At 69.1% G+C, this 21,977-nt stretch carries 19 protein-coding genes; 10 read left to right on the forward strand and 9 right to left on the reverse strand.

Annotated features, from left to right (window positions below; all coding sequences use genetic code 11):
• Positions 1–4: 4 nt before the first annotated feature.
• From O7620_RS20525 to O7620_RS20545, 5 genes are read right to left on the reverse strand one after another with little or no spacing between them, the layout of a single operon-like run.
• Positions 5–1,132, reverse strand: coding sequence for a glycosyltransferase family 4 protein (locus O7620_RS20525; protein WP_278124482.1), 1,128 nt, complete (start codon positions 1,130–1,132; stop codon positions 5–7).
• Positions 1,129–2,031 carry a phosphotransferase gene (locus O7620_RS20530; RefSeq protein ID WP_278124483.1) on the reverse strand — a complete coding sequence of 301 codons (903 nt, stop codon included), beginning with the start codon at positions 2,029–2,031 and terminating at the stop codon, positions 1,129–1,131. Before O7620_RS20530 ends, O7620_RS20525 begins: the two co-directional genes overlap by 4 nt.
• On the reverse strand, positions 2,012–2,953 hold the full coding sequence (locus O7620_RS20535; RefSeq protein ID WP_278124484.1) for a glycosyltransferase: 942 nt from the start codon (positions 2,951–2,953) through the stop codon (positions 2,012–2,014). Before O7620_RS20535 ends, O7620_RS20530 begins: the two co-directional genes overlap by 20 nt.
• Positions 2,950–3,951 carry a hypothetical protein gene (locus O7620_RS20540; RefSeq protein ID WP_278124486.1) on the reverse strand — a complete coding sequence of 334 codons (1,002 nt, stop codon included), beginning with the start codon at positions 3,949–3,951 and terminating at the stop codon, positions 2,950–2,952. The genes O7620_RS20535 and O7620_RS20540 overlap by 4 nt, the downstream gene beginning before the upstream one ends.
• Positions 3,948–4,952 (reverse strand): NAD-dependent epimerase/dehydratase family protein, encoded by a 1,005-nt coding sequence (locus O7620_RS20545; RefSeq protein ID WP_278124487.1) that lies wholly within the window; start codon positions 4,950–4,952, stop codon positions 3,948–3,950. Before O7620_RS20545 ends, O7620_RS20540 begins: the two co-directional genes overlap by 4 nt.
• 227 nt (positions 4,953–5,179) lie before the next feature.
• On the opposite strand from O7620_RS20545, the gene O7620_RS20550 reads away from it, so the two are divergent.
• Together O7620_RS20550 and O7620_RS20555 are read left to right on the forward strand one after the other, a co-directional pair.
• The gene (locus tag O7620_RS20550; RefSeq protein ID WP_278124488.1) at positions 5,180–6,085 is read left to right on the forward strand and encodes a hypothetical protein; all 906 of its coding nucleotides are present in this window, start codon (positions 5,180–5,182) and stop codon (positions 6,083–6,085) included.
• The gene (locus O7620_RS20555; protein WP_278124489.1) at positions 6,078–6,773 is read left to right on the forward strand and encodes a RibD family protein; all 696 of its coding nucleotides are present in this window, start codon (positions 6,078–6,080) and stop codon (positions 6,771–6,773) included. Before O7620_RS20550 ends, O7620_RS20555 begins: the two co-directional genes overlap by 8 nt.
• 117 nt (positions 6,774–6,890) lie before the next feature.
• On the opposite strand, the gene O7620_RS20560 is transcribed toward O7620_RS20555, so the two are convergent.
• The gene (locus O7620_RS20560; protein WP_278124490.1) at positions 6,891–7,766 is read right to left on the reverse strand and encodes a DMT family transporter; all 876 of its coding nucleotides are present in this window, start codon (positions 7,764–7,766) and stop codon (positions 6,891–6,893) included.
• Between the two features lie 34 nt (positions 7,767–7,800).
• Complete coding sequence (locus tag O7620_RS20565) at positions 7,801–9,138, reverse strand: hypothetical protein (RefSeq protein ID WP_278124491.1); 1,338 nt, start codon at positions 9,136–9,138, stop codon at positions 7,801–7,803.
• A 319-nt stretch (positions 9,139–9,457) separates the two neighbouring features.
• Between O7620_RS20565 and O7620_RS20570 the strand changes: the two genes are divergently transcribed.
• Genes O7620_RS20570 through O7620_RS20590 form a run of 5 tightly spaced genes read left to right on the forward strand, consistent with a single transcriptional unit; the run spans position 9,458 to position 14,292 of the window.
• A complete protein-coding gene (locus O7620_RS20570; protein ID WP_278124492.1) occupies positions 9,458–10,867 on the forward strand; it encodes an APC family permease in 1,410 nt (469 codons plus the stop codon).
• Positions 10,864–11,877 (forward strand): acetamidase/formamidase family protein, encoded by a 1,014-nt coding sequence (locus O7620_RS20575; protein WP_278124493.1) that lies wholly within the window; start codon positions 10,864–10,866, stop codon positions 11,875–11,877. The genes O7620_RS20570 and O7620_RS20575 overlap by 4 nt, the downstream gene beginning before the upstream one ends.
• 11 nt (positions 11,878–11,888) lie before the next feature.
• Complete coding sequence (locus tag O7620_RS20580) at positions 11,889–12,572, forward strand: GPP34 family phosphoprotein (RefSeq protein WP_278124494.1); 684 nt, start codon at positions 11,889–11,891, stop codon at positions 12,570–12,572.
• Positions 12,573–12,603: 31 nt separating this feature from the next.
• Complete coding sequence (locus O7620_RS20585) at positions 12,604–13,581, forward strand: hypothetical protein (RefSeq protein WP_278124496.1); 978 nt, start codon at positions 12,604–12,606, stop codon at positions 13,579–13,581.
• A gap of 60 nt (positions 13,582–13,641) precedes the next feature.
• Positions 13,642–14,292 carry a GNAT family N-acetyltransferase gene (locus O7620_RS20590; protein ID WP_278124498.1) on the forward strand — a complete coding sequence of 217 codons (651 nt, stop codon included), beginning with the start codon at positions 13,642–13,644 and terminating at the stop codon, positions 14,290–14,292.
• A gap of 223 nt (positions 14,293–14,515) precedes the next feature.
• Here O7620_RS20590 and O7620_RS20595 read toward each other — a convergent pair whose 3' ends face one another.
• Positions 14,516–15,985 (reverse strand): site-specific integrase, encoded by a 1,470-nt coding sequence (locus tag O7620_RS20595; protein WP_278124500.1) that lies wholly within the window; start codon positions 15,983–15,985, stop codon positions 14,516–14,518.
• A 200-nt stretch (positions 15,986–16,185) separates the two neighbouring features.
• Positions 16,186–16,509 (reverse strand): helix-turn-helix domain-containing protein, encoded by a 324-nt coding sequence (locus tag O7620_RS20600; protein WP_278124502.1) that lies wholly within the window; start codon positions 16,507–16,509, stop codon positions 16,186–16,188.
• A gap of 1,402 nt (positions 16,510–17,911) precedes the next feature.
• On the opposite strand from O7620_RS20600, the gene O7620_RS20605 reads away from it, so the two are divergent.
• The 3 genes from O7620_RS20605 to O7620_RS20615 all read left to right on the forward strand — a co-directional run bounded on the left by O7620_RS20605 (position 17,912) and on the right by O7620_RS20615 (position 21,714).
• Positions 17,912–18,775: a hypothetical protein gene (locus O7620_RS20605; protein ID WP_278124503.1), complete on the forward strand. Its 864-nt coding sequence runs from the start codon at positions 17,912–17,914 to the stop codon at positions 18,773–18,775.
• A 410-nt stretch (positions 18,776–19,185) separates the two neighbouring features.
• A complete protein-coding gene (locus O7620_RS20610) occupies positions 19,186–20,154 on the forward strand; it encodes a replication-relaxation family protein (protein ID WP_278124504.1) in 969 nt (322 codons plus the stop codon).
• Between the two features lie 621 nt (positions 20,155–20,775).
• Positions 20,776–21,714, forward strand: a complete 939-nt coding sequence (locus O7620_RS20615; protein ID WP_278124505.1) for a replication-relaxation family protein — start codon at positions 20,776–20,778, stop codon at positions 21,712–21,714.
• Positions 21,715–21,977 lie beyond the last annotated feature (263 nt).

Consider the following 21,977-nt stretch of genomic DNA (forward strand, 5'->3'; position numbering starts at 1 on the left):
GGGCTCACCTGCCGACGAGCGCTCGGTAGAGCCGGAGGCTTTCCGCCGCGTTGACTGCCCAGTCGAAGTGGTCGGGGAGGCGGCCGGCCGGGCGTTCGGCCCGGGTCAGGATGTCCTCGAGGTGATCGACGTCGCGGTACGTGTAACCGCCACCGGCGGCGAGCAGCTCGGGCGCGGTGCCGAGGTGCTCTGGCAGCAGGACCGGAGTGCCACAGGCGAGCGCTTCGGCGATGGCGAGGCCGAAGCCTTCCCAGCGCGACGTCGACAGCAGCCAGTCCGCCGTGCGGTAGAGGCCAGGAAGGTCGGTGTCGTCCAGATCTTGGAGGACGGTGAGTGCGCTGCTGGCTGATGTGACCGGCGCGAACGTTGGTGAGTGGCCGAGCAGCACGGAGATGGAGGCGATGTCCCGAAGCCGGGTCGCGGCGGCCTCGAGCACGTCCCAGCCCTTCATCGGCGTGATCTTCCCGACCCACACGAGCCGGAGGCGTCCCGCCGGATCGGGCGACCACGGCGAGACTGTTTCTCCGGCCGCAAGGAGGTCGGGTATCGATCTGCGGCCTGCGACGTGGCCGTCGGCCCCGAGATCGATGTAAGAGCCGCTGGCGGGCGTGGTCGGCCTCCCAGGATGGAACCGTTCCCGGTCGACTCCGTTGGCCACCGCGAGTGGCAGAGGAATGCCGTACTCCGTCGCGAGATCATGGGCCGCGTACCGGCTGACCGCGATGACCTGGTCGGCGGCTTGGACGAGTTGGTGTTCGTCGCGAGCGAGGTCGCCCGCGCCGAGGCGAGCGGCGCTGAACTCGCCGCGTACGAGGACGGGGGCTCGGCCTTCGCGAGGTCGGGCGAGATACCGCAGGGTCTCCGCCTCCCAGGTGGAACAGTCGATGACGTCGGGCCTGACCGCGTCGAGGGCGTCGGCGACGGCCTCGCGGTGTTGAACCAGGTCTTCGGTCCGGGGAAGCGGAACGACAGTGACATCCTTCGCCCGCAGTGGGTGGGGTGACTCCTGCGTGATCATGGTTACCGATGCGCCCAGGTCGGCCAGCTGCCGGGCCAGGGCGCGGTAGAGCGTGCAGATGCCGCCGCGGCTCACTTCGTGGAGGTCACGATGGACCAGGGCTACGTGGATCATGCTGGCCTCGCGGCGGCGATCCGTTGTAGGCGGGTGCTGGCCGAGGTCCAGGCGGCCTCGATGATCGGTAAACACCGCTTCCGGGTCGGGTCGTCCTCGGGCAGTTCGTGGTGTAGGCGCAGCTCGCGGGTCAGGACCACAGCGAGGTTGAGCGCGAATGCGGCCTCGATGCCCGTCTCACTCACGATCGCCTCGATACGCTCGCGGATCACTGGCGTACTTGCGCCGACCTGGGTGTGGAGCATCGCAAAGTCGAAGCCAGGAAGGAACAGCCCGGTGAACTCCCAGTCGACCAGCACCACCGTGGTCTCGGCCTCGTCATCGCTGTCGGAACGGCCGGCATTGAGGAGGATGTTGCTGGCCAGCGGGTCGCCGTGATTGAGCTGTGCCGGCGCGCCGCATCGGGCCAGCAGACTGTCCAGAGCCTCTCGCTGGCCCTCAGTGAGGTACCCCTTGGCCTGGTACCGAGCCACGCGCTCGGAGTAGTCGAAGGTGGGCGAGAACCGGGCGGCGGGGTAGGTCCACGCGTTCAACGCGGTGATGCAGTCCAGGACGGCATTGACCTCTCGGGTATCGAGCTCTCGCTGGGGGTAGCGTTCGACCGCGAGGGGCGATGCGTCGACCCATTCCAGGACCAGCAGCCGGTCACGGTCGGTATGGAGCAGCCGAGGAATGCGGACTGGCGGGGTGGTGTCACCGAAGACCTCGTACACGTTTAGCTCGTGCCGCCACCTGGCCGCCCAGAACGGATCTGGGTCGATCAGGTATTTCACGGCTGCCGGTTCGCCGCGGAACGAGCCTCGCGCCAGCAGGGTCTTGTCCGTGCGCCGTAGCACCGTGTCGATGGTCAGTCCGATCGTGGCTGCTGAGCCCGGCAGATCAGGCGGCGTGTGCGACATCGGCGGTCTCCTTGATCGAGTCGATGATCCGCTGGCGAAGGCCGGTCTCGGAGCGCTCCCCGTGCCAGACTGCGGCGATCTCTGCGACGCAGCGTTGAAAGTACTGGTCGCTGAGCGCATGACCGGCCGCCAGACGCGCGAACGAGTGCCAGTACATGACGGCGATGTACAGCCGGAAGTGCTGCACCTTGGCCGTGCGGGCGGGCCAGCGACACCACATCTGTTCGGTGAGGGCCCCGAAGTGGGCGAGGGCATGCCCGTCGCCGACCGTCGCGCCGACCATGCTGGCCTCGCTCGCGATGCGGTGGTAGACGACGGTGGGCTCCGGGACGTGCACGAACCGGTAACGATGCTCGCCGGCCAGACGCAGCCACATGTCCCAGTCCTCAAGCGCGGGAAGGTCAGGGTCGAACCGGGCCGACTCCGGTGGGCGCCGAAGCACTGCGGTGTGGACCGGCATGAAGTTGGCCACCGACAGCAGGTCCGGATCGAACGAGAATGTCGTGGGGGTGGCGAATGCCGGCGGGTTCGTGGGGTCGACGCGGGCTTCCTGGACGACGCACACCGTGTACGCGAGGTCGGCGCCCCCCGTGCTCAGCGCTGCGAGGGCTGTACTCAGGTGGCTGGGCAGGAAGATGTCATCGTCGTCGAGGAAGGCGAGGTGATCACCTCGTGCGACCTCAATGCCGACGTTGCGCGCTGCAGGAAGACCACCGTTCTGGTCCAGATCGATGAGGCGGACGACGAGGCCCTGCTCGCGGGCTGCGTTCGCGACCGTGCTCACGTCGCATCCGCCGTCATTGACGACGACTACCTCGACGGGGCCGGGTACGGCGCGCTGGGCGGCGACGCTGTCCAGGGCATGCCGCAGAGGGCCGGGTCGGTTGTACGTGGGGATTACGACGGTGACGAGGGGTTTCATGCCAGCCTCCGATTGGCGGCGAACTCCAAGATCGGGGCCGGCTCACCGCGGTGAGTCCAGCGAAGGACTGTCGACCGCTCGACCAGGGCGGTGACGATGCGGCGGGCATCAGCGAGGTACTCATCCCGGCCGCGCTCGGCCCGCGGAAGGTATCGCTGGTTGAGCGTCGGGTCGAACATCCAATCGGTACGCACGTGAGCGAGAAGCTCCGTTACGGGATCCGCGACGGGTTCGGGTTCGCCAGCGTCGCCCGGCGAGTAGCTCGCCAATACGATCAACGTCGTAATCGGGGAGCGGCGGGGGCCGAGGTCGACCGTGACCGGGTTGTCGTGACCCAGCCGGCGGTAGGTGTAGAGCACGCGCCGATCGAGCGGATAAACCTCAGATCTCGACGACGCACGATATGCCTCGACATCGAGCCCGTCACGGTCCCACGGCTCCGGCAACGCGCTCTCGAGGTCCAGAAACGTGCCGATCTTGAGCGGGATCAAAGTGGGAAGCGACGTCAACGTGAGGGTGCCCGCGCCATCAGGCCCATACATGATCAAGTGATCGTTGGACACATACCGCATCCTGTGCCGGAGAGCGGCCTTCAGAGCGAGGGTGGTCTTGCCGCTTCCCTTGTCTCCGACAACAACGATCTTGAGGGCATCATCAAGGACCGCGGAGGCGTGCAACATCGTGTACCGCCGCTGCTCGCAGTGGTCGACCAAGACTTCCCGTACGCACTTCCGGGCAGTGATCGAGAGGCTCTCGGCGGCCTCGGCGCGCAGATGGACCGTGTGGTCAGAGCGGTCTATCCGCCAGGAGACGCCCCACTGGTTGGTGCTCGCATCGGGTTCTGGCAGGCCAACCTGAGCGTCGACCGTCCAACCGTGGCCCGGCAAGGCGGCACCCGTCGCGGTGTAGAACTCGCCAAGATAGTCGAGAACCGATTCTTCATTCGAGGTCACCTGCACCTCGACCGGCCCGACCGCGAATCGACGCGCGTACCTCATGACGCCTCCTTGATGGAATCGCGCCGCCGCGCGGCCCGGACGGTAATCCGGACGCCTTCCGCGAGCGAGGTCGTGGGGTGCCAGCCGAGCAGGTCCCTCGCCCGCGAGATGTCCAGCGCCATGCGCCGCACCTCACCTGGCAGCGGATCGGCATGCCGCGGCGCTCCGGTGCCAGCTGCCTGAGAGACCAACCCAGCGATCTCGCCAACGGTCGTCTCGACGCCCGAGGCGATGTTGACCAGCCCGAGGCCGCCAGTGGTGCAGGCGGCGGTCACCGCCTCGGCAATGTCGGCGACGAACACGAAGTCTCGCGTCTGGTGGCCGTCGCCAAAGATTGCCAAGTCCGCGCCCGCCATCGCGGCCTGCGCCATCAGGCCGACGACGCCGCACATCGGGCCAACTTGGCGCGGCCCGTAGACGTTGCCCAGCACGAGCGCCGTGTAGTCGACGCTCCGGTGATCTCGGTACCAGTCGAGGTACTTCAGTGCCGTCGCCTTGCTCAGCCCGTACGGACTGGTCGGCGCGATCGGCGCGGTCTCCGCAACAGGCAGGGCGTCGCCGTCCACCGTGCCGTAGATCGCGCTGGTGGCCGCGTACACGACGAGCCCGGTCTCTGCCTCGGCGCACGAATCCAGGACGTTCACGGTTCCCCGGATGTTGATGTCCGCGTCGACGAGCGGCGACCGTGTCGAGGCTGGCAGGTTCGACTGCGCTGCGAGATGAACGACGATCTCCGGCCGCCACAGCCGTATAGCGTTGGCGGCATCGGTCGACCGCACGTCACAGATCCGAATGTCCCCATCGGTTAGGCCGGCGCCCAGGCTGTCGTGCAGGTTCTCGAGCCGGCCCGTCGAAAGATCGTCGATGACCTTCACAGCCGCGCCGGCTGCCAGCAACCGGGCGACCACGTGGCTGCCGATGAAGCCGGCGCCACCAGTCACGACGATCGTGGACTCGTTCAGCCCACCACCTGCGCCAAGCCGCAGAACGGGATCAACCATGTGCCCGCCTCAACTCCTTCGATTTGCGTCACCTCGACCGCCGGCAGGTCCGGCGTGGTCGGTCACGTTTGGGAGTTTGGGCTTGCCGACGACATCAGGAAATTGACGCGACCCGTGGTCTGAGTCCACGGGCGTCGGACAACAAAGCGGTGGGACCAGGTCACGCGAACTTCCATCGACATCCACTACCCTCTGGTCATCGCAGATCGACGACCAGTGGGGGCGGGGTGGCTCGGCGCAAGACGTTCGACGTCACCGGCGTCTCGCTCCTGTTCTGGCGGCGCGATGACGTGCGGCTCGCGCTGGCCCGCCGCGAGGTCGGGACCCTCTTCAAGATCTATCTCGAGGCACACCCGGACTGCACGCAGACCCAACTCGCGCTCCTGACCAGCCACGACCGGTCCGACGTATCGAACTTCATTCGAGGAACGCGTGGCCCGCGCGTCACTGACATCGACGTGCTCGCCCGCGTCGCCGATGGGCTCCTCATGCCCGACGAATCCCGCGTGATGCTCGGCCTCGCCCCGGTCGATGTGGCCATCTCCGCGTTCACCGCACCAAAGCAGCGCGGTGCCCCGACTGGCGACAAGGCTGCGGTGACGACCGGGTGGTTCCGGCCCACGCGATCCGAACAACCACTCCGCATCTCGATCTGCGGAAGCCGATCACCAGAAGTGGACGACAAGGCAATCGACGACTGCATCATCGCCGTGAGCCGATGGCTCATGAACCGCCACTTCGACGTCGACCATGGACCGCGAGGCGTTGGCATCGAGATCATGACCTACATCGCCAATCACTACCGCCCGCCCAGCCTCGGCGCGGCGGTCGGCGTCTTCGGCCATCCGAACGTCGTCCGCAACGCCGACTACGTCCTCGTGTTCGGTGGCGGCCAGGGCACGCTGGACGAGATCGACCTTGCCGTCTCCATGGAAAAGAAGATCATCCCTTATAGCGCCACGGGCGGAGCGGCTCGCAGCGCGCTCGACCGGATGCGGATCAATCTACGATTGCGCGAGTGGATCACGCAGGATCTGTTCGACTCGCTGAACTCATGCGCCATCGCTGACGAGTTCATAGAACTCGTCGAGCGGATCATCGCCATAGACCGTAGGAGTGACATCCGTGAGTGACCGACCGTACGTCCTGCTCAAGTGCGCCATGTCCCTCGACGGCTACATCGACACGGCCGGCCCCACGCGGCTCATTCTCTCCAACGAGCAGGACCTCGACCGGGTCGATGCGGTGCGGGCCGCCTGCGACGCGATCCTCGTCGGAGCCAACACCATCCGCCGAGACAACCCCCGGCTCATGGTGCGGTCCGAAGCCCGCCGCGAAGCCCGGACTGCAGCCGGATTCTCGGCCACGCCCGTCAAGGTCACCGTGAGCCGCGGGGGCGACCTCGATCCCACCGCGGCGTTCTTCGCCACCGGTGACATCGAGAAGATCGTGTACTGCGAGACCAGCGCGATCGCCAAGCAGCGGGAACACCTCGGGTCGGTGGCGACGGTCATCGATGGCGGCGACCCGCTTTCATTCCCGCGCGTATTGGCCGACCTTGCCGGGCGCGGTATCGCTCGACTCCTGGTCGAGGGCGGCGGCAGCGTACACACCGCACTGCTGACGGCGGATCTTGCGGACGAGCTGCACCTTGTCGTGGCGCCCTTCTTCGTTGGCGAGTCCGACGCTCCCCGGTTCGTGAACCCGGGGTCATTCTCATGGACATCAACAAGCCGGGCCCGCCTTGCCGAGGTACGACAGGTCGGAGACGTCGTGTTCCATCGCTACGCCCTCTCCGACCGCTTCGCCTCGATCGGCTGAGGCCAAGCCTCGAGTGCGTCTCGCCACCGTTGATTCCGGCTGATCACACCAAATGCGGCCCAAGACCGTTCGGGGATCCCGAGACGGGTGAGCCCTGTCGAGGGGTGGAAACAGGCATCACGGAGGTGCTGGCTCGCTGCGGTGGGCGGCGAGTACGGATCCAACAACGATCGCCGCGAGCCCGAGGACCGCCGCCATACTGATCTGCTCACGCAGGAAGGCCACACCGAAGGCGACGGCGAACGCGGGTGAGAGATAGAAGGCGAGCGCGGCGCGGGCAGGTCCGATCTGGGTGATGAGCTTGTAGAACAGCGCGAGCGTCGCGCCCGTGCAAGCGATCCCGAGCACAAGCAGGGCCGCTGTCGGTTCCAGGCCAGGCAACCTGCTCGGAATCGTCGCCGAGGCGGGCACGGCCACGGCCACGGTGGTGACGAGCATGGCGGAGGTGGCGACGCCGAGGGGCGGAGCCTCGGCATATCTGCGATGTATCAGCATCGCGCCAGCGGCATAGCAGACCGCCGCGACGAGGATGAGCGCGCCGCCGAGCAGTGCCAGTCGACCTCCACGCAGGTCGACGCCGAAGAGCAAGACCAGGCCGACCAGGCCGAGGAGCACCCCGGTCAGGCCCTTCCAGCCTTGCGGGCGCTCGTCGGGCGCGAAGCGGAGGGCGAGGAGCGCGACGAACAGTGGCTGCGCACCGACGAGGATGCCGGCGACGCTCGCCGACACGTACTGCTGACCGTAGGTGAGCAGCAGCAGCGGCGCCGTGGACTGCACCAGCACCGTCTCGATGGTCGCCCGAGGGTTACGCCAAACGGGCCGAAGCGCGTCCCGGCGTATCGCGAGGGGAAGCAGCAGAAGCGCGGCGAGGAGCACTCGGCCAAGGACGACGAGCGCTGGCGAGAGATCCCGCAGAGCGACGGTGATGAGCGGGTACACCGCGCCCCACAGGGCGGAGAGGATGACCAGTTCGATCCAGGAGCGTCGGGTCACAGCGGGTCGGAGCGGGTCGGCGTACGCACGCGCTCTAGTTAATCAGCACCTGCCGGTAGAGGCTCTGCACGCAGTCGAGCCTGGTCCAGGGCAGCAGGTCGATCAGGAGTTGCCGTAGGCGCTTGCGGTTGCGTTCGGATCCGGTCCGGCGCGCGAGGACGTCGGCCTGGGTGGCCGCGTGGCAAGCCTGCTCGATCTGGTTCATCTGCGTGTACGCGACGGCGAGGTCGATGAAGGTGCCGGAGCGTTCCCGGACGAAGTCGGCGGGCAGCAGGGTCAACGCTTCGTAGAGCGAGCGGGTCGCGTCGGTGGGCCGGCTGAGCCGGGTTAAGCACCGGCCCTTGAGTCGGGCGGCGTGGCAGTCGGCGTTGAAGAAGCTCAGCCAGGCGGGCGTGTTGGCCGCGCTGACGCCGTCGAAGATCCGCTCAGCTTCGGCCAGGGCGGTCATTCCCCGGCGAGACTCGTCAAGGAGGCCGTACGCCTCACCGATTGCCTCACTCAGCCAGGAGTTGACGGCGGCCGGCATGCCCTGTCCGCCGATGTCTCGGGCGGTGCCCAGCAGGCTGAGGGCGGTACGGCCGTCACCGCGATGCAGGTAGATCTGGCTAAGAACACCGAGACCGTACGAGTGCAGGGCTCGGTCGTTCGCCTTCTCGGCGAGCGAGATCGTGAGTCGGCAGAGGCCATGTGCCTGTTGGTAGCGCTGCGCGTCGATGGCGAACCAAGCCGCGAGCTGAGCAGCGTCGCCCGCCGCGCGCAGTAGCCGGTGATGGGTGCCGGTGTTGGTGGTGCGGTTGCTGACCTCCAGCATGCGGTGCAGGTGAGCGCCGAGATCCGCGCTTACCCGGCCTGAGCCCTCCCGGTAGTCGAGGTGCCGATAGGTGTCGGTCAGGATCTCGAAGTCCTCGACGATCCGGTCGGTGACCCGGGTCAGGACCGTGCCGGCGGGCAGCGGAGCGCCAGTGCTGTGCTCGCCGGTCGATCGGCCAGCGTGCGGCTCCGGTTCGCTCTCGCGTAGGGCCGCTGTGTCGAGGTGGCTGTGGTCCTCGCCGCCGAGCAGGTCGCCGGCCGCGCACCGGTAGAGAAACGCCAGCTTGTTCAGCGTGTCCAACGACGGGGCCCGGCCCGCCGGGCCCGGCCAGATCTCCCAGTACGAGATCTGCTTTGCGGTCTTCGGCGCGTCCGCGTCGGGCCACTGCTCGTTCCAGCGCCGCGCCACGTCAGCCTGCGTCAGGCCGTGGGCGAGGCGGAAGGCCACCCGCGGGTTGAAGCGGTACCGCTTCCGCCAGTGCGAGGCGATCTGCCGGTACGTCCAGCCGCTGGCGCGAAGCTCGTCGGCCTCCCGCTGGTAGCTACGCGCGCTCCTCGCCATCCCCGCCTCCGCCTCCGGGCCGCCGTGAGTAGCACGTTAGCGATCACCATCGCTGTGACGGAAGCCATCCGTACGAGCACTCCCCGTGATCCGTGGAGTACCGGCGGGTCGGTGATCCCCACCAGTCGGGGTCGATCTTTGCCGCTACGGACGCGACCCTCGATCACGACGCGGATCGCCTGCTCAAGGGGCATTGCCTGGCGGCATGCGATCCAGAACCGGCCGGAAGCGCGGGCGTTGATGGCGTCGCCCTCAAGCAGGGTGACCACCCCCCACCTGACGCTGCGCCCGAGCAATTGATGGGGAGAGAGGCTCGCTGATGTATGAGCAAGACGACTTAGCCCGATACGGCTATCGCCAGGAGCTGGCTCGGAGGCTCCGGTTCCGAGACTTGGTCGCGTATGGGCTGGTGTACATGGTGCCGATCGCGCCGATGGCGATCTTCGGCAGCGTGTACGCCGGCTCCGGCGGGATGGTGGCCCTGGCGTACGCGGTGGGTGTGGTGGCGTTGGTGTTCACCGCGTTCTCGTACGCGCAGATGGTCAAGGCGTTCCCGATGTCGGGCAGCGTCTACAACTACGCCGGCCGAGGCATCAGCGCGCCGGTCGGTTTCTTGGCTGGTTGGGTGATCCTGCTCGACTATGTGCTCGTACCCGGGCTGCTGTATCTGGTGGCGTCGGTGGCGATGCACTCGACCGTGCCCGCGGTGCCGGTGTGGTTGTGGCTGCTCGTCTTCGTGGCGGTCAACACGGTCGTCAACTCGGTCGGCATCCGGATGACCGCGATGGTGACCCGGGTGATGCTCGTCGGCGAGCTGATCGTCCTGGCGATCTTCCTCGCCGTCGCCGGCTGGGCCCTCGCCTCCTCAGGCAGGGGCCGGTTCAGCTGGGACGCCTTCTACAACGCCGACACGTTCACCTGGTCCCTCGTGGCCGGGGCGGTGTCGATCGCGGTGCTGTCCTTCCTCGGCTTCGACGGGATCAGCATGTTGGCCGAGGAGACCAAGGGCGGTTCCCGGCAGATCGGCCGGGCGATGGCCGCCGTGCTAATCCTCGCCGGCGTGCTGTTCATCGCTCAGACGTGGCTGGCCGCGATGCTCGTCCCGGACGCCGGCGCCCTCCTCGCGGAGGGCGACGTGAACGGCACCGCCTTTTACGACGCCGCGGCCGTGGCCGGCGGAGGATGGTTAGCGACGTTGTGCGCGGTGGCGACGGCGATAGCGTGGGGCCTGCCGAACTCGATGGTCGCCCAGGTTGCCACGTCCCGGCTGCTGTATGCGATGGCCCGGGACCGGCAGCTTCCCGCCTTCTTGGCGAAGGTGTCGATCCGCCGGAACGTGCCGATCAACGCGACCCTGCTCACCGGCGCGGTGTCCCTGGTGCTCGGCCTGTACATGGCGACCCGGGCGGACGGGATCACGCTGCTGTCGTCGCTGATCAACTTCGGGGCGATGGTTGCCTTCCTTGTCCTGCACGTCTCCGTGGTCGTGCACCACCTCATCCGCCGGCGCAGTGGCAACTGGTGGGCGCATTTGGTCATGCCCGGGATCGGGTTCGCGATCCTCGCCTACGTGGTGGTCAACGCCAACATCGCCGCGCAGCGCCTCGGCCTGGCCTGGCTCGCCCTCGGCATGGTCGTTCTCGCCAGCCTGTACCTGTCCGGCCGCCGGCCCGCGCTGTCGGGTCTGGCGCCCGCGCAGCCGCAGGCCCGCCACGTGGAACGGGTGTGACCGCCATGGACACGATCACCTACCGGCCCGCCCGCGACGAGTTGGCCTACACCTTCGGCGGGCGGATGCCGGTGGCCCACGTCCGCTCGGGCGACATCCTGCAGGTGCACACCGAGGATTGCTTCGGCGGTCTCGTGCGCGGTCCGGCGGACCTGCCGTCGCAGGTGTGCCGGATGCCGTACCTGAATCCGGTGTCCGGGCCGTTCTTCGTCGAGGACGCCGAACCCGGTGACACCCTCGCCGTCCATCTCGCCTCGATCGTCCCCGCCCGGGGCTGGGGTGTGTCATCGACGTTCCCGCACTTCGGGGCGCTGACCTCCACCGCCCAGACCGCGACGCTACAAGAGCCGCTGCAGGAGCGGGTGTGGGTGTACGACATCGACCGGCAGGCCGGCACGGTCGGCTTCCACGCCACGGCCAGCGACCATTCAGTGAAGCTGCCGCTGGACCCGATGATCGGCACGATCGGCGTCGCTCCTGGCGGGTTCGAGGCCCGCTCCACGATCGTCCCTGACTCCCATGGCGGGAACCTGGACACCCCGGAGTTGCGCGCCGGGGCCACCCTCTACCTCGGGGTGAACGTGCACGGGGCGATGCTCGCCCTCGGCGACGGACACGCACGCCAGGGCGAGGGTGAGGCCTGCGGGGTCGGGGTGGAGATCGCCACGACCACCACCCTGGTCATCGAGGTCATCAAGGGCACCCGGACGGTGTGGCCACGCCTGGAGACCGACACGTCGATCATGTCAGTCGGCTGCGCCCGGCCGCTGGAGGACGCCTACCGGATCGCCCACCGCGACCTGGTCGGCTGGACCAGCACCCTCACCGGGTTGGAAGAACTCGACGCCTACCAACTGATCTCGCAGACCGGCAGGGCACCGATCGGCAACGTGTGCGACCCCAACTACACGGTCCTGGCCGCCGTCGACAAGGCGCTGCTTCCGCACCCGAGCGCCGTCTACACGGGGGTGCACGCCCGGCTGCGCCAGCACGTCGCCGGGCTGCGGTAGGAGCTGACGAGATGACCCCGTCGATTCCTCAGCTGCCGTTGCGGGACGAGTTGTTCCTGCTCGGCCACAACGACGACACCGGCCAACCCCACATCCACCGCCAAGCCCTCGCCCTCGGCATGGCCGGCGCGGTCCTGACCGACCTCTTCCTGGCCGGACGAATCGCACTCGACGACCCGAACGACGACACCCGCCCGGCCGCCGACCAGAGGATCCGGCTCAGCCTCGATCGGCCCGTCGGTGACCTGGTCGCCGACGCCGCTATCGCCTCGGTCCGCTACGCCAACCCCGCCCCGACGCTGCGGGGCTGGCTGACATGGTTCGCCGAGGACCTGTACGAACGCACCCGCGCCGGCCTGCACGCCGGCGGGATCCTGCACCGCACCAGCCGCCGCCGGCTCGGCGGACTCGCCCGCACCGACGTCTACCTCGCCACCGACACCAAATGGGCGGTCGTGGCCCGATCCAGGCTGCGGTATCTCGCCGCCGGCCGGGAGCCGCCGGACAACCACACCGCCGCCCTCGCCGGCCTCGTCACCGTCCTCGGCCTCGCCACCCACCTCTACCTCGACGACACCAACGCCGTCGCCGCCCAGCTGCGGGCGATCGCCGAGCAGCACTACCGGCCCGTACGCGACATCACCGCCGCGGTCGACGCCGCGGTCGGTGACCTCGCCACCGCCGCATACCGCTGACCCCTGCCACAGACTCCCGGAGCCATCGACCGTGATTCACCCACCTCACCCACCCTCGACGCCCACGGATCTGCCGGCCCACTGGCGTCGGCGGCCCGCCGTCAGGATCGCTGCCGCGCTGTGCGTGCTGGGCGTGCTCGCCGCTGCCGCCCTCGTGCCCGGATGGGCCGCCACGCACACCACCCCCGCACCGGAGGGCAGCCGCTGGCCAATCACCTCGCCTGCCCGAACGAGCACTGCCCCGTGTGAGATCCCCGCGCCGCTGACCGCCGCCGAACTGCGTGCCCTCGCCGCGCGGACCTCGGCGACGCCACCCACCGCCCTACCCGCACCGCGGCCAGCCGACCACGTGCTCCCCCAGGTCGCCGCCGAGGCGCACTGCGACGTCCCGGGACGGTTCTCGTTCGTGCTGATACGGCAATGGGCCGCCGACACCCGCATCGACGCAGGACGCGCGACCAGCACCGTCGTGGTCTTCGAACAGCGGCACTGGCGAGCCGACAACGCCTCCGGACGGGCCATCAGCCTGCGCCACCCGCCCGGCCCACAACCCACCACCGACGAGACCTACCAGCCGGGCACGCTCGACGGAACCATCGGCCCCATCGCCGTCGACACCACCGGCCTCACCGCACAGATCAGCAGCATCTCGCCGCCGTTCCTCGGCGCACCGGCAGTCCTGCGCGCCATCGCCAGCCTGACGTCATGGCGCACACCCAACCAAGACGCCCGCACCGCGATCCTCACCCTGTTAAGCAACACCAACGGGCTCACCTACCACCCTGCGGTACGAGACCGCGCCGGGCGCACCGGCGCCGGCGTCAGCGCCACAAGCGACGACGGCACCACCCGCAGCCTGCTCATCCTGCACCCCAGCACCGGCGAGGTCCTCGCCTACGAACGCGCCCACTTCACGCCATCACAGCGCGGCCACCCCCGCACCGGCAACGTCGAGGACTACCTGCTGTTCACCACCCACACCCGCAAAAGCACCACCAACACACCCTGACACCGCCCCGCCAATCACACGGCAACTCCCAATCCGCCTCCGAACTGTCAAGGGATCCTCATGGACGCCACTGCTCGCATCCGCGCCGCCCGCTGGGCCGACAAGGACAAGGTCGCCGCGCTCATCGCCGACGCCCTGCACCCCGACCCGCTGGCCGCCTGGCTAGTGCCCGAGGCGACCCACCGGCGCCGCATCCTCACCGACGTGGCGGTGATCTGGGTGGAACACGCCATGTTCTACGGCGACACCCACGTCACCGACGACCTGAACGCCGCCGCAGTCGGTTTCCACCGCTACCGCAGCATCCCACCACCGGCGAACTACCGCAGCCGCCTCACCGACGCGGCCGGCGACCATGCGCAGCGGTTCGAGATCCTCGACGGGCTGCTCAGCGCACGCCGGCCCACCGAACCGCACTACCACCTGGCATTCCTCGCCGTCGCGCCCGCCGCCCAACGGCAAGGCATCGGCGCGACGATGCTCGCCCACCACCGCGACAGACTCGACCGCGTCGAACTGCCCTCCTGGACCGACACCACCGGCCAGCTCCAAGGCCTCTACACCCGCTACGGCTACACCCCGCAGCAAGCCATCCGGCTGCCCGACGGCCCGGCCGTCACCCCGATGCGCCGCACCCCTACGCCGGGCTCCCATCCCCTGGACACCATCAGCGCGGCCGGTAGCTCGCAGGCCAGAGGCCTGGGCGTTTGATCCGCACGATGGCCTCACGAACCGAACCGTGGCCGATCCTGCGCCATGTAACCCGTGGTCTCGGACGGGACCGTCCCGGTGCCGGGCGCGACGAGCGTCGCCCGCCCGCCGCGATGCCCACGCGCCCCGCTGATCCCAGAGATCAAGCCCAGGACCTACAGCGCCCCGCGTGTTCGCTCGCCTGACCGGGAGTCCAGCCGCTACCGCGTCGGTGACGGTGGGTTCACCCCGCCTTACGTGGGCCGCGGCGCCTTTTGTTGATCTTTTCTGCGACGGCGTCGGCGGCGTCCTGGCGCAGCTGCTTGGTGACGCTCTGGTAGGTGTCGCGGGTCAAGGTCGTGGTGGAGTGGCCGAGTTGGTCGGAGAGGACCTTGATGTCGACGCCGGCGTCGAGGGCGATGGTGGCGGCGCTGTGGCGCAGGTCGTGCAGCCGGATCGGCGGTAGGCCGGCCTTGCGGATGAGCCGGCGGAAGCGTTGGGTGACGGCGTTGGGGTGCCAGGGCCGCCCGTCGGGGCGGACGAAGAACAGGCCGGTGTCGGGCCACGCCGGGCCGGCGGCGAGTTGCCATTCGGCGCGGCGGGCCTTGTAGGCGGTGAGGACCTTCGCGGTGTCGGTGTCGAGGGCGACGTCACGGTTTCCGGCCCTGCTCTTCGGGGGTTTCTGCACGGGGGTGTAGCCGTGGGTGGCGATCTGGTTGTTGATGGTCGTTTCCCGGCGGTGCAGGCGGACCTCGCTGTCGCGCAGTCCGCAGGCCTCGCCACGGCGAGGTCCGCGGTAGGCCATGTAATGCCACATGGGATGCAGGTCCGGGGCGAGCCGGGCGGCGTGGTCGAGTAAGTCCACGACCTGCGCGTCGGTCCACACCATCACCGGTCCGGGCACCTCGCCGGTGTCCTTCCAACGCTGCACGCGTTCGTCCTCCCACACGATCGGCAGCGGCCGGTCACCCGGGGTCTTGACCAGCGCGGCCGGGTTGGAGCCGACGATCAGTTCGTCGGCGAGGGCATCGTTGATGGCCTTGCGCAAGCAGGCGCGGATGCGCTGGCGGGTCGTGGGGCCGGTGGGCCGTACCCCGGCGACGGACCTGCGCACCGCCGGGTCGGGGCTGGTCTTTGCGGCGCGGATGTCGTCGCTGCGGCGTTCAATAGCGGCGAACATGGCACGGACGTGGCTGGTGCGCAGTTTGTCCAGCGGAACCTCGCCGAGGTGCGGGATCAAATGCACCCGCACGATGGACTCGTAGCCGCCCAGGGTGTTGTCGTCCACGCTGAGGTGAGTCAGCCAGCCGGTGAGGTAGTCCGCGACGGTGGGCGCGTCAGCGAGGGGGCCGTCGCCGCGCAGCCGCTGGCGGATCCGGTCGACCTCGGGCAGGGACCGTTTGGTGCGCGCGGCGTTCTGGAGTAGGTCGCCGATCTCGGTCCGGCGGCGCCGGTCGCCCTTGGCGAGGGCGAGCAGTTCGCGGGCGTGGTCGAGTTCGTCGGCGGCGGCCCGGCGGGTGGGGAGGCCGGAGCGGCGTAGTTGCCGGCGCCCGCCGTCTGCGGTGGGTGGAAGTTCGAGTTGGTAGGTCCAGTGGCCGTGCTCGAAACTCCAGGAGCGGTTCGGGCGGCGCAGTTTCGGGCAGTCGTTGCCGAGTGGCTTGCCGGTGTCAGGGTGGCGGCAGCCGCAGCGCTTGAAAATGCTTCCGTCAGGCATGGCAGGTGGTGCTCCTCGATCAGGTTGGGGTGCATCGGTTTCCGCTGATCGACATCCACGCGTCATCCGCGGGCACGATCAAGTCGCCGGATCCCGTCACGACAGGGGTCCGGCTGAAGAGTGGGAGGGCTGGAGCAGAGGGCCCGCGTGGCTGTGGCACGAAGGCTGTACGGGTGGTGTCCGTCGGCACGGGAGGGCGCCTACGGCGGTGAGTCCAGGGCGTCGGGGTTTCGCTGAGGCGCGGACGTGTCGCGGTCGTTCAGGTGCAGGGTGGCCAGCAGCGGGGCCGTGGGTATCCGGTAGTGGGCGCCGACGCGGAAGTGCGGCACGGGGAACGCGTCGCGGCGGATCAGCTTGTATGCGGCGGAGCGGGACATGCCGAGCACCGCCGCGGCGGTGGCCAGGTCGGTGCTGGCGCCCAGGGCGCGGACCCGTTCGGCCGTCCACGTCGGCTCCCGCTCCCCGCCGGCCGGCCCTTCAACGGACTGAGGTGACAGGGTTCGAGTGGGTCTGGACGATCTCATCGTCATCTCCTCGGCGGTGAGTACGGGCGTACAGGCTCAGGCTCAGGCGCGGGGCGCACCGCGGCGAGGCCGGATGCGCTTCACGTCGCGCCGGTGAGGCGCTGACATCTGTAAACCCGCGCTTGTGTGCTCTGGCGAACGCCTATGTGACTCACCACCCACTCACAGAGGCTCACAGGGCTGCCCGTCCGGCCATGCGTTCCGAGCCGGCCCGATCCGACGCGGATTTGCCACCGCCTCGACGCCCACCACCCGGACAGTGGCAAGAGTCGACGACACGGTGGGTGGTGCGACGGTTCACGAATGCCGCGACACCGTGTCCACCGACGGCTCGGCCAGGGTGCCTACGTGTCACACGCCCAGCGGCGACGACCGGTCGGACACTCATGAGGATCGATGGACACGATGTCCGCGGACATGTCCTTACCCGGCAGGCGCGGACACAGCCCGCGGACGATTGACACGCTCGCCCATGCGGCGCAGGGATGTCATGCCGGTTTGACCACCGCCACCACGGGACGGACTCTCGCGGTCGGCGCCAGCGTCACTCCGGGCCAGGGACACGCGCGTGGCCAAACTGTCCCCGCCCTGCTCAGCAACCACGCCGGACACGTTGTCAACGACGAACATCGATGACATGCGCGACGCCGCGGACACTTTGGCCGGACGTTGAGGACACCGTCCTCCCGCCTTGAGGCCATGGCCGCTCGCACGGAAACGGTCAACAGATCTCGACGTCATGTGACCGCCCGCCGATCGCGTGGCCGGACAAGGTGAGACAGCGCCACAGCCGACGTTCCTGTCCCCGCGGACACGGTCACCGCCGGATGCAGGGACAAGATGTCCATCGATAACCACCGTTGACACCGGGTCGCCCGTTCCCGGACAAGGCAGCCGTCACCGGTGGAGTCCTCATTACTGGTGCCTGCACCGGCGACCGACACGGGTACGGCGCCAGGCACGATGGCCCCGCCCCGGGGACGCAGGAGGTGGCCGGGGCTCGCGCCACCACCGGCGTCGCCGTCGACATTCGGGCGCCGGCAGCGCGTGCAACGCCGCCGTGAGTCGCTGTGAGTCTTTGTGAGCGGCTGTGAGTCGCTGTGAGTGGTGGTGGGGCCCAACCATCGCAGCTTCGTCGCTGAGCCGTCTAAGTGCCGCGCTTGGCGTGCCTCAGTGGCTCACAGCCCTGCTCAGGCGTACCGCGACCCGTCCCGCATCGCCTGTCTAGTGCCGCCTCGCGTCCGGAGTTCGCGCGGGACACCGCAGCGGCTGGCTGGGCGCGAAAGCCGGCTTGACCTGCGCTGTGAGTGCCTGTGAGTCAGTCGTGGCGTAATCGGCATTCCAGCGTCGCCACAACACGGCGGCGACGCCCGATGGCCTCACTGGCCTAGGAGTACTGATCATGAGTGTGTCCGACACGGTCTTCCCTGCCGCACCCCTGGACGCCGTCGATGTCGCGTTCGCCGCGCTGACCAGCGACCCGGCGCCCCTGTCCCTCGACCTCGACGAGTTCGGTCCGGATGACGGCCTGCCAAGAGGCGTCGTGGCGCTGCCGACGCTGCGGGACTGGCTACTGGCCAACCCGCGCGCCTACACCGCTCGCGACGCGGTGTGGCGGGAGCTGATCCGTCGAGCCCGCCTGGCCGGGCCGCAGTGGGTCATCGCCGCGGTCGGCATGGCGATGCCGGCGCTACGCCGCCAGGCGAGACGGTTGTCCGACGGCTACCGCGGTGACCCCGACGACATCAGCGCGGAGATCCTCGCGGGATTCCTGGCGGCGCTGCGGGACCACGTGGATGTGACCCGCCGGGCACCGTACGCGTCGTTGTGCCGGGCCGGGTGGCGCGCCGGGCACGCGCTACGTCAGCAGGCCAACGAGTTCGTTCCGGTCGAGGACGTAGAGCGCGTAACGGGACCGCGGACCCCGCAGGTGCCCTACGGGCATCCGGACGTGCTGGTACGCCGCGCGGCACGCCTGGGGATCCTCGACGCCGACGACGAGCAGCCCTACATCGACGTACGGCTGGGACGGCGAGCCATGGAACCCATCGCGGCCCGGATGGGCATCAGCACCGACGCCCTGCGCATGCGGCTGGGGCGCATCGACACCCGCCTCGCCGAAGCCCTCGCCAACGGAATGCTGACCGGCGCGGCGTCCCCGCAGGCCGCCGAGGCGTTGGCGGCGCGAGCCGAACGCCGGGCCAGTCTGCGCGCCGCCAGCCGCCGCCTCGCCACCACTGCCGCCACGTCAACGGCGGTCGCCTAGGTCGGCTCCCTCTTCTCGCGGCGCCGTCACTTCCCCCGGTGAGGGCTCCTGGGACAGATCACCTCACCTGAGAAAACCCCTCGTTCTGAGTGGCTGTGAGTGGCTGTGAGTGAGGCAGGCGTTCGCCAGAGCACACAAACGGCGGTTCCTTAATGACGGCGCCACAAGCCGCGCTCAGATTCTCGCCGTACCGCACGACCGGCCGGTGATCCGGCCGCGCAGACCAGCCAGTTCCGTGCCCGGGCTGCCGTCCGGGCACGAAACCGGCGAGCGTTGCCCTGTCACCCGCCGCGACGCACGACCGCGGTGGCGTGATCCGCCCGAGGTGCGCCGCACCGATGCGGTCGTCCAGGCATTCATCCACCCCTGTCACCCCCTGCCGGGGTGGCGCCATCTTGGAGGTACCGGTCATGGCGACCACCTACCATCCCCAGTTCGCTGTCCCGTCCACCCGACCGATCCTGGCGGAGCTGCTCCTGGCCGAGAGCGGCCGCATGCGCCTGCCCGACTGGTGGGCCGTCGAGATGCTCGCCGAGCACCGCGTCCTGACCACCGCGCAGCTCACCGCACTCGGCTTCGCCACCACCACGGCGTCGGCCACCCGACGTCTGACGATCCTCGCCCGCCGCGGCTGGATCGACCGCCTCTGGCACACCGGCACCGCGGCCACCGCCGACACCTCGTGGTGCCTCGGCCCGATCGGCGCCCAACTCACCCCACTCGACGAAGACCTCGACGTCACACCGGCGCAGGTGTACCGGGCCCGCGACCGGCTCCGCGAACATCCGGGCCTGCACGGCCTGCTGCAGGCCAACGACTTCTTCGTCGACCTGGCCACCCGCGCGCTTACCGAACCCGGGCGCGACCTGCGCACCTGGTGGTCACCGCGCACCTGCCGATACGTCACCCGAGCGCGGCATGCCGCCTGGCACGGCGAGTACATCCACGACCGCGACCGCCACGCGTTCTGGTACCAGCCCGACGCTGCGGAGATCCGTCCCGTCGACCTCGCCGACCGCATCCACGCCTACAGGCACCTGGCCGAACAGACCGGCCTGGCGACCCTGATGTTCCACGCCGCCGACCCGCAGCGAGAGCAGGAACTGCGCCGCTACCTCGAGCGCCGCAACACGCGGCACCTCACCGTCGTCACCAGCAACCCCGAGCACGGCCATCCGGCCGACCCGGTCTGGCAGCCGATCGGCGAGACACACCGCCTCGCCCTGACCGACCTTCCCCGCACCCCCGAGCAGTGGCCGCCCGACACCGTGACCTTCAAGGAGGTACGGCCCCGAGCCCCACACCCCATCTACGACCCCGAGCGCCCCTACGACGAATCCGTCGCCGACGGCGAGTACCACTACCCGCCGCGCCCCTGACCAACCGACAACTGCTCCTCGACGGGCCCACGGGCCGGTCGAGGAGCAGCCCGGGGGCGGCCCAGCGAAGCGCTTACCCGGTGACTGTCAAGGGCTGTCGGAGGTTGCCGTTCGCTTCGAACCCGAACGGCAACGCCTGCGGCTCTCACACCGCAGGTCGCAGCCGCTGTGGCCAACTTCGGTCGAACAGGCGACTGACTGCCCGTGTCACCGGAAGTTCGCCACACGGGCAAGACCAGCGAGATTGGCACGTCCAACCAGGCTGGCGGACAGCGACTACCGACCTCCGGTTGCTCCGGCCCGCTGCGGCCGGGGGCACCAACCTCACACCTACCCGCACCTGCGACCTTGGAGCAACACCGATGATCACCGCGCACCCCGAACCCCACCAGCGTCACCGGCCCAACTCACACCTACCCCCACCGCACCTTCACGCCGAACCCGTTGTGCCCGGCGCTTCAGCAGTCAGTGCCGATCTCCGTTCTACCGTCCGTCTTGATCCTGACCCCCAACCTGGCCCCTCACGGCCGCTCACAGCCCAGGTCAGCCCCGCTGTCAGGAGTCGGGGACCGCTCCAGACAGACCCTCCGGTCTCGGGTCTCTCCCCCAGGGCTGGTGCCCATGGGTAAACACCTACCGACTGCGGACCCGCTGCTGCGGCTGCAGGCCAGCATCACCGCCCGCGACGACCGGCTCCTCGGATGGCTCTACGACCACGGCGTGCTCACCACCGACCAGATCGCCGCCGCCCTGTTCCCATCCCTGGACTTCACCCAACGCCGCCTCCGCCGCCTTACCGCTCTACGAGCGGTGGACCGATTCCGACCCAACAAAGCCGACGGCGGCTCCTACCCCTATCACTACGTCTTGGACCAACTCGGCTACGACCACGTCCACGCCCAACGCGGACTCCCACGAGGCCGCCGCGATCAAGCCCGCCGCCGCAAACACTCCCTGACCAACCGACCGGACCTGCCGCACCTGCTCGGCGGCAACCAGGTCTTCATCGACCTCGCCGCCCACGCCCGCACCCACCCCCACACCGAACTGGCCCGCTGGCAGCCCGCGTCGGCCTACCACGAACCCGGCACCCTCTACCGCAAAGGCGGCGACCCGCACATCATCATCGGCGGATCAACCGGATTCCCCCGCCCGGACGGCGCCGGGGTATGGACCGAGCGAGGACGGTCCGTGCCGTTCTTCCTCGAGTACGACACCAGCGGCGAGAACCTGCAGGTCCTCATCGACAAGGTCATCAAGTACGAGCGGCTGTACACCATGAGCACCTGGGCATGGCCGGTGCTGTTCCACCTACCCTCCGCACGACGCGAGGCGAACCTGCACCACCGCTTGGCCGGCGCCGGCCTGAAGGCGGCCATCGCCACCACTACCGCCGAACTGCGCACTGCACTCGCCGCCAGCCCCGCCCACCAGATCTGGCAACTACCCGGCCGTACCGGCCGTCACCGCCTCATCGACCTGCCCTACACCGATACCCACCACGACGACCAATACCCCACCCATCACCAGCCCACCCCGGACGAGCGGACCGCCCAATGAGGGGGGCGGAACACATGGCGTGCGCGGCGGACTGCGGGCCGCACACGCCGCCGAACCCGCCCCCACCCGCCAAGCTCGCCGGGCCGGTAACCGTCACCCGCCGTGCGGGCGCGCACCGAGTCGACCGGAGCGGACTGCGCCTCGATCAGAAGCTGTCAGAGTCTGTCAGCCACGCCGTTTCGCGACAGCTCCCGCACTCAGATGCGAGGGCGCCGAGATCCCAGAGTCCAGGTCGACACCTGCCGAAGGTAGATTGGTCAGCG

Source organism: Micromonospora sp. WMMD710, from assembly GCF_029626045.1.
In the GTDB taxonomy this organism is placed as follows: Bacteria; Actinomycetota; Actinomycetes; order Mycobacteriales; family Micromonosporaceae; genus Micromonospora.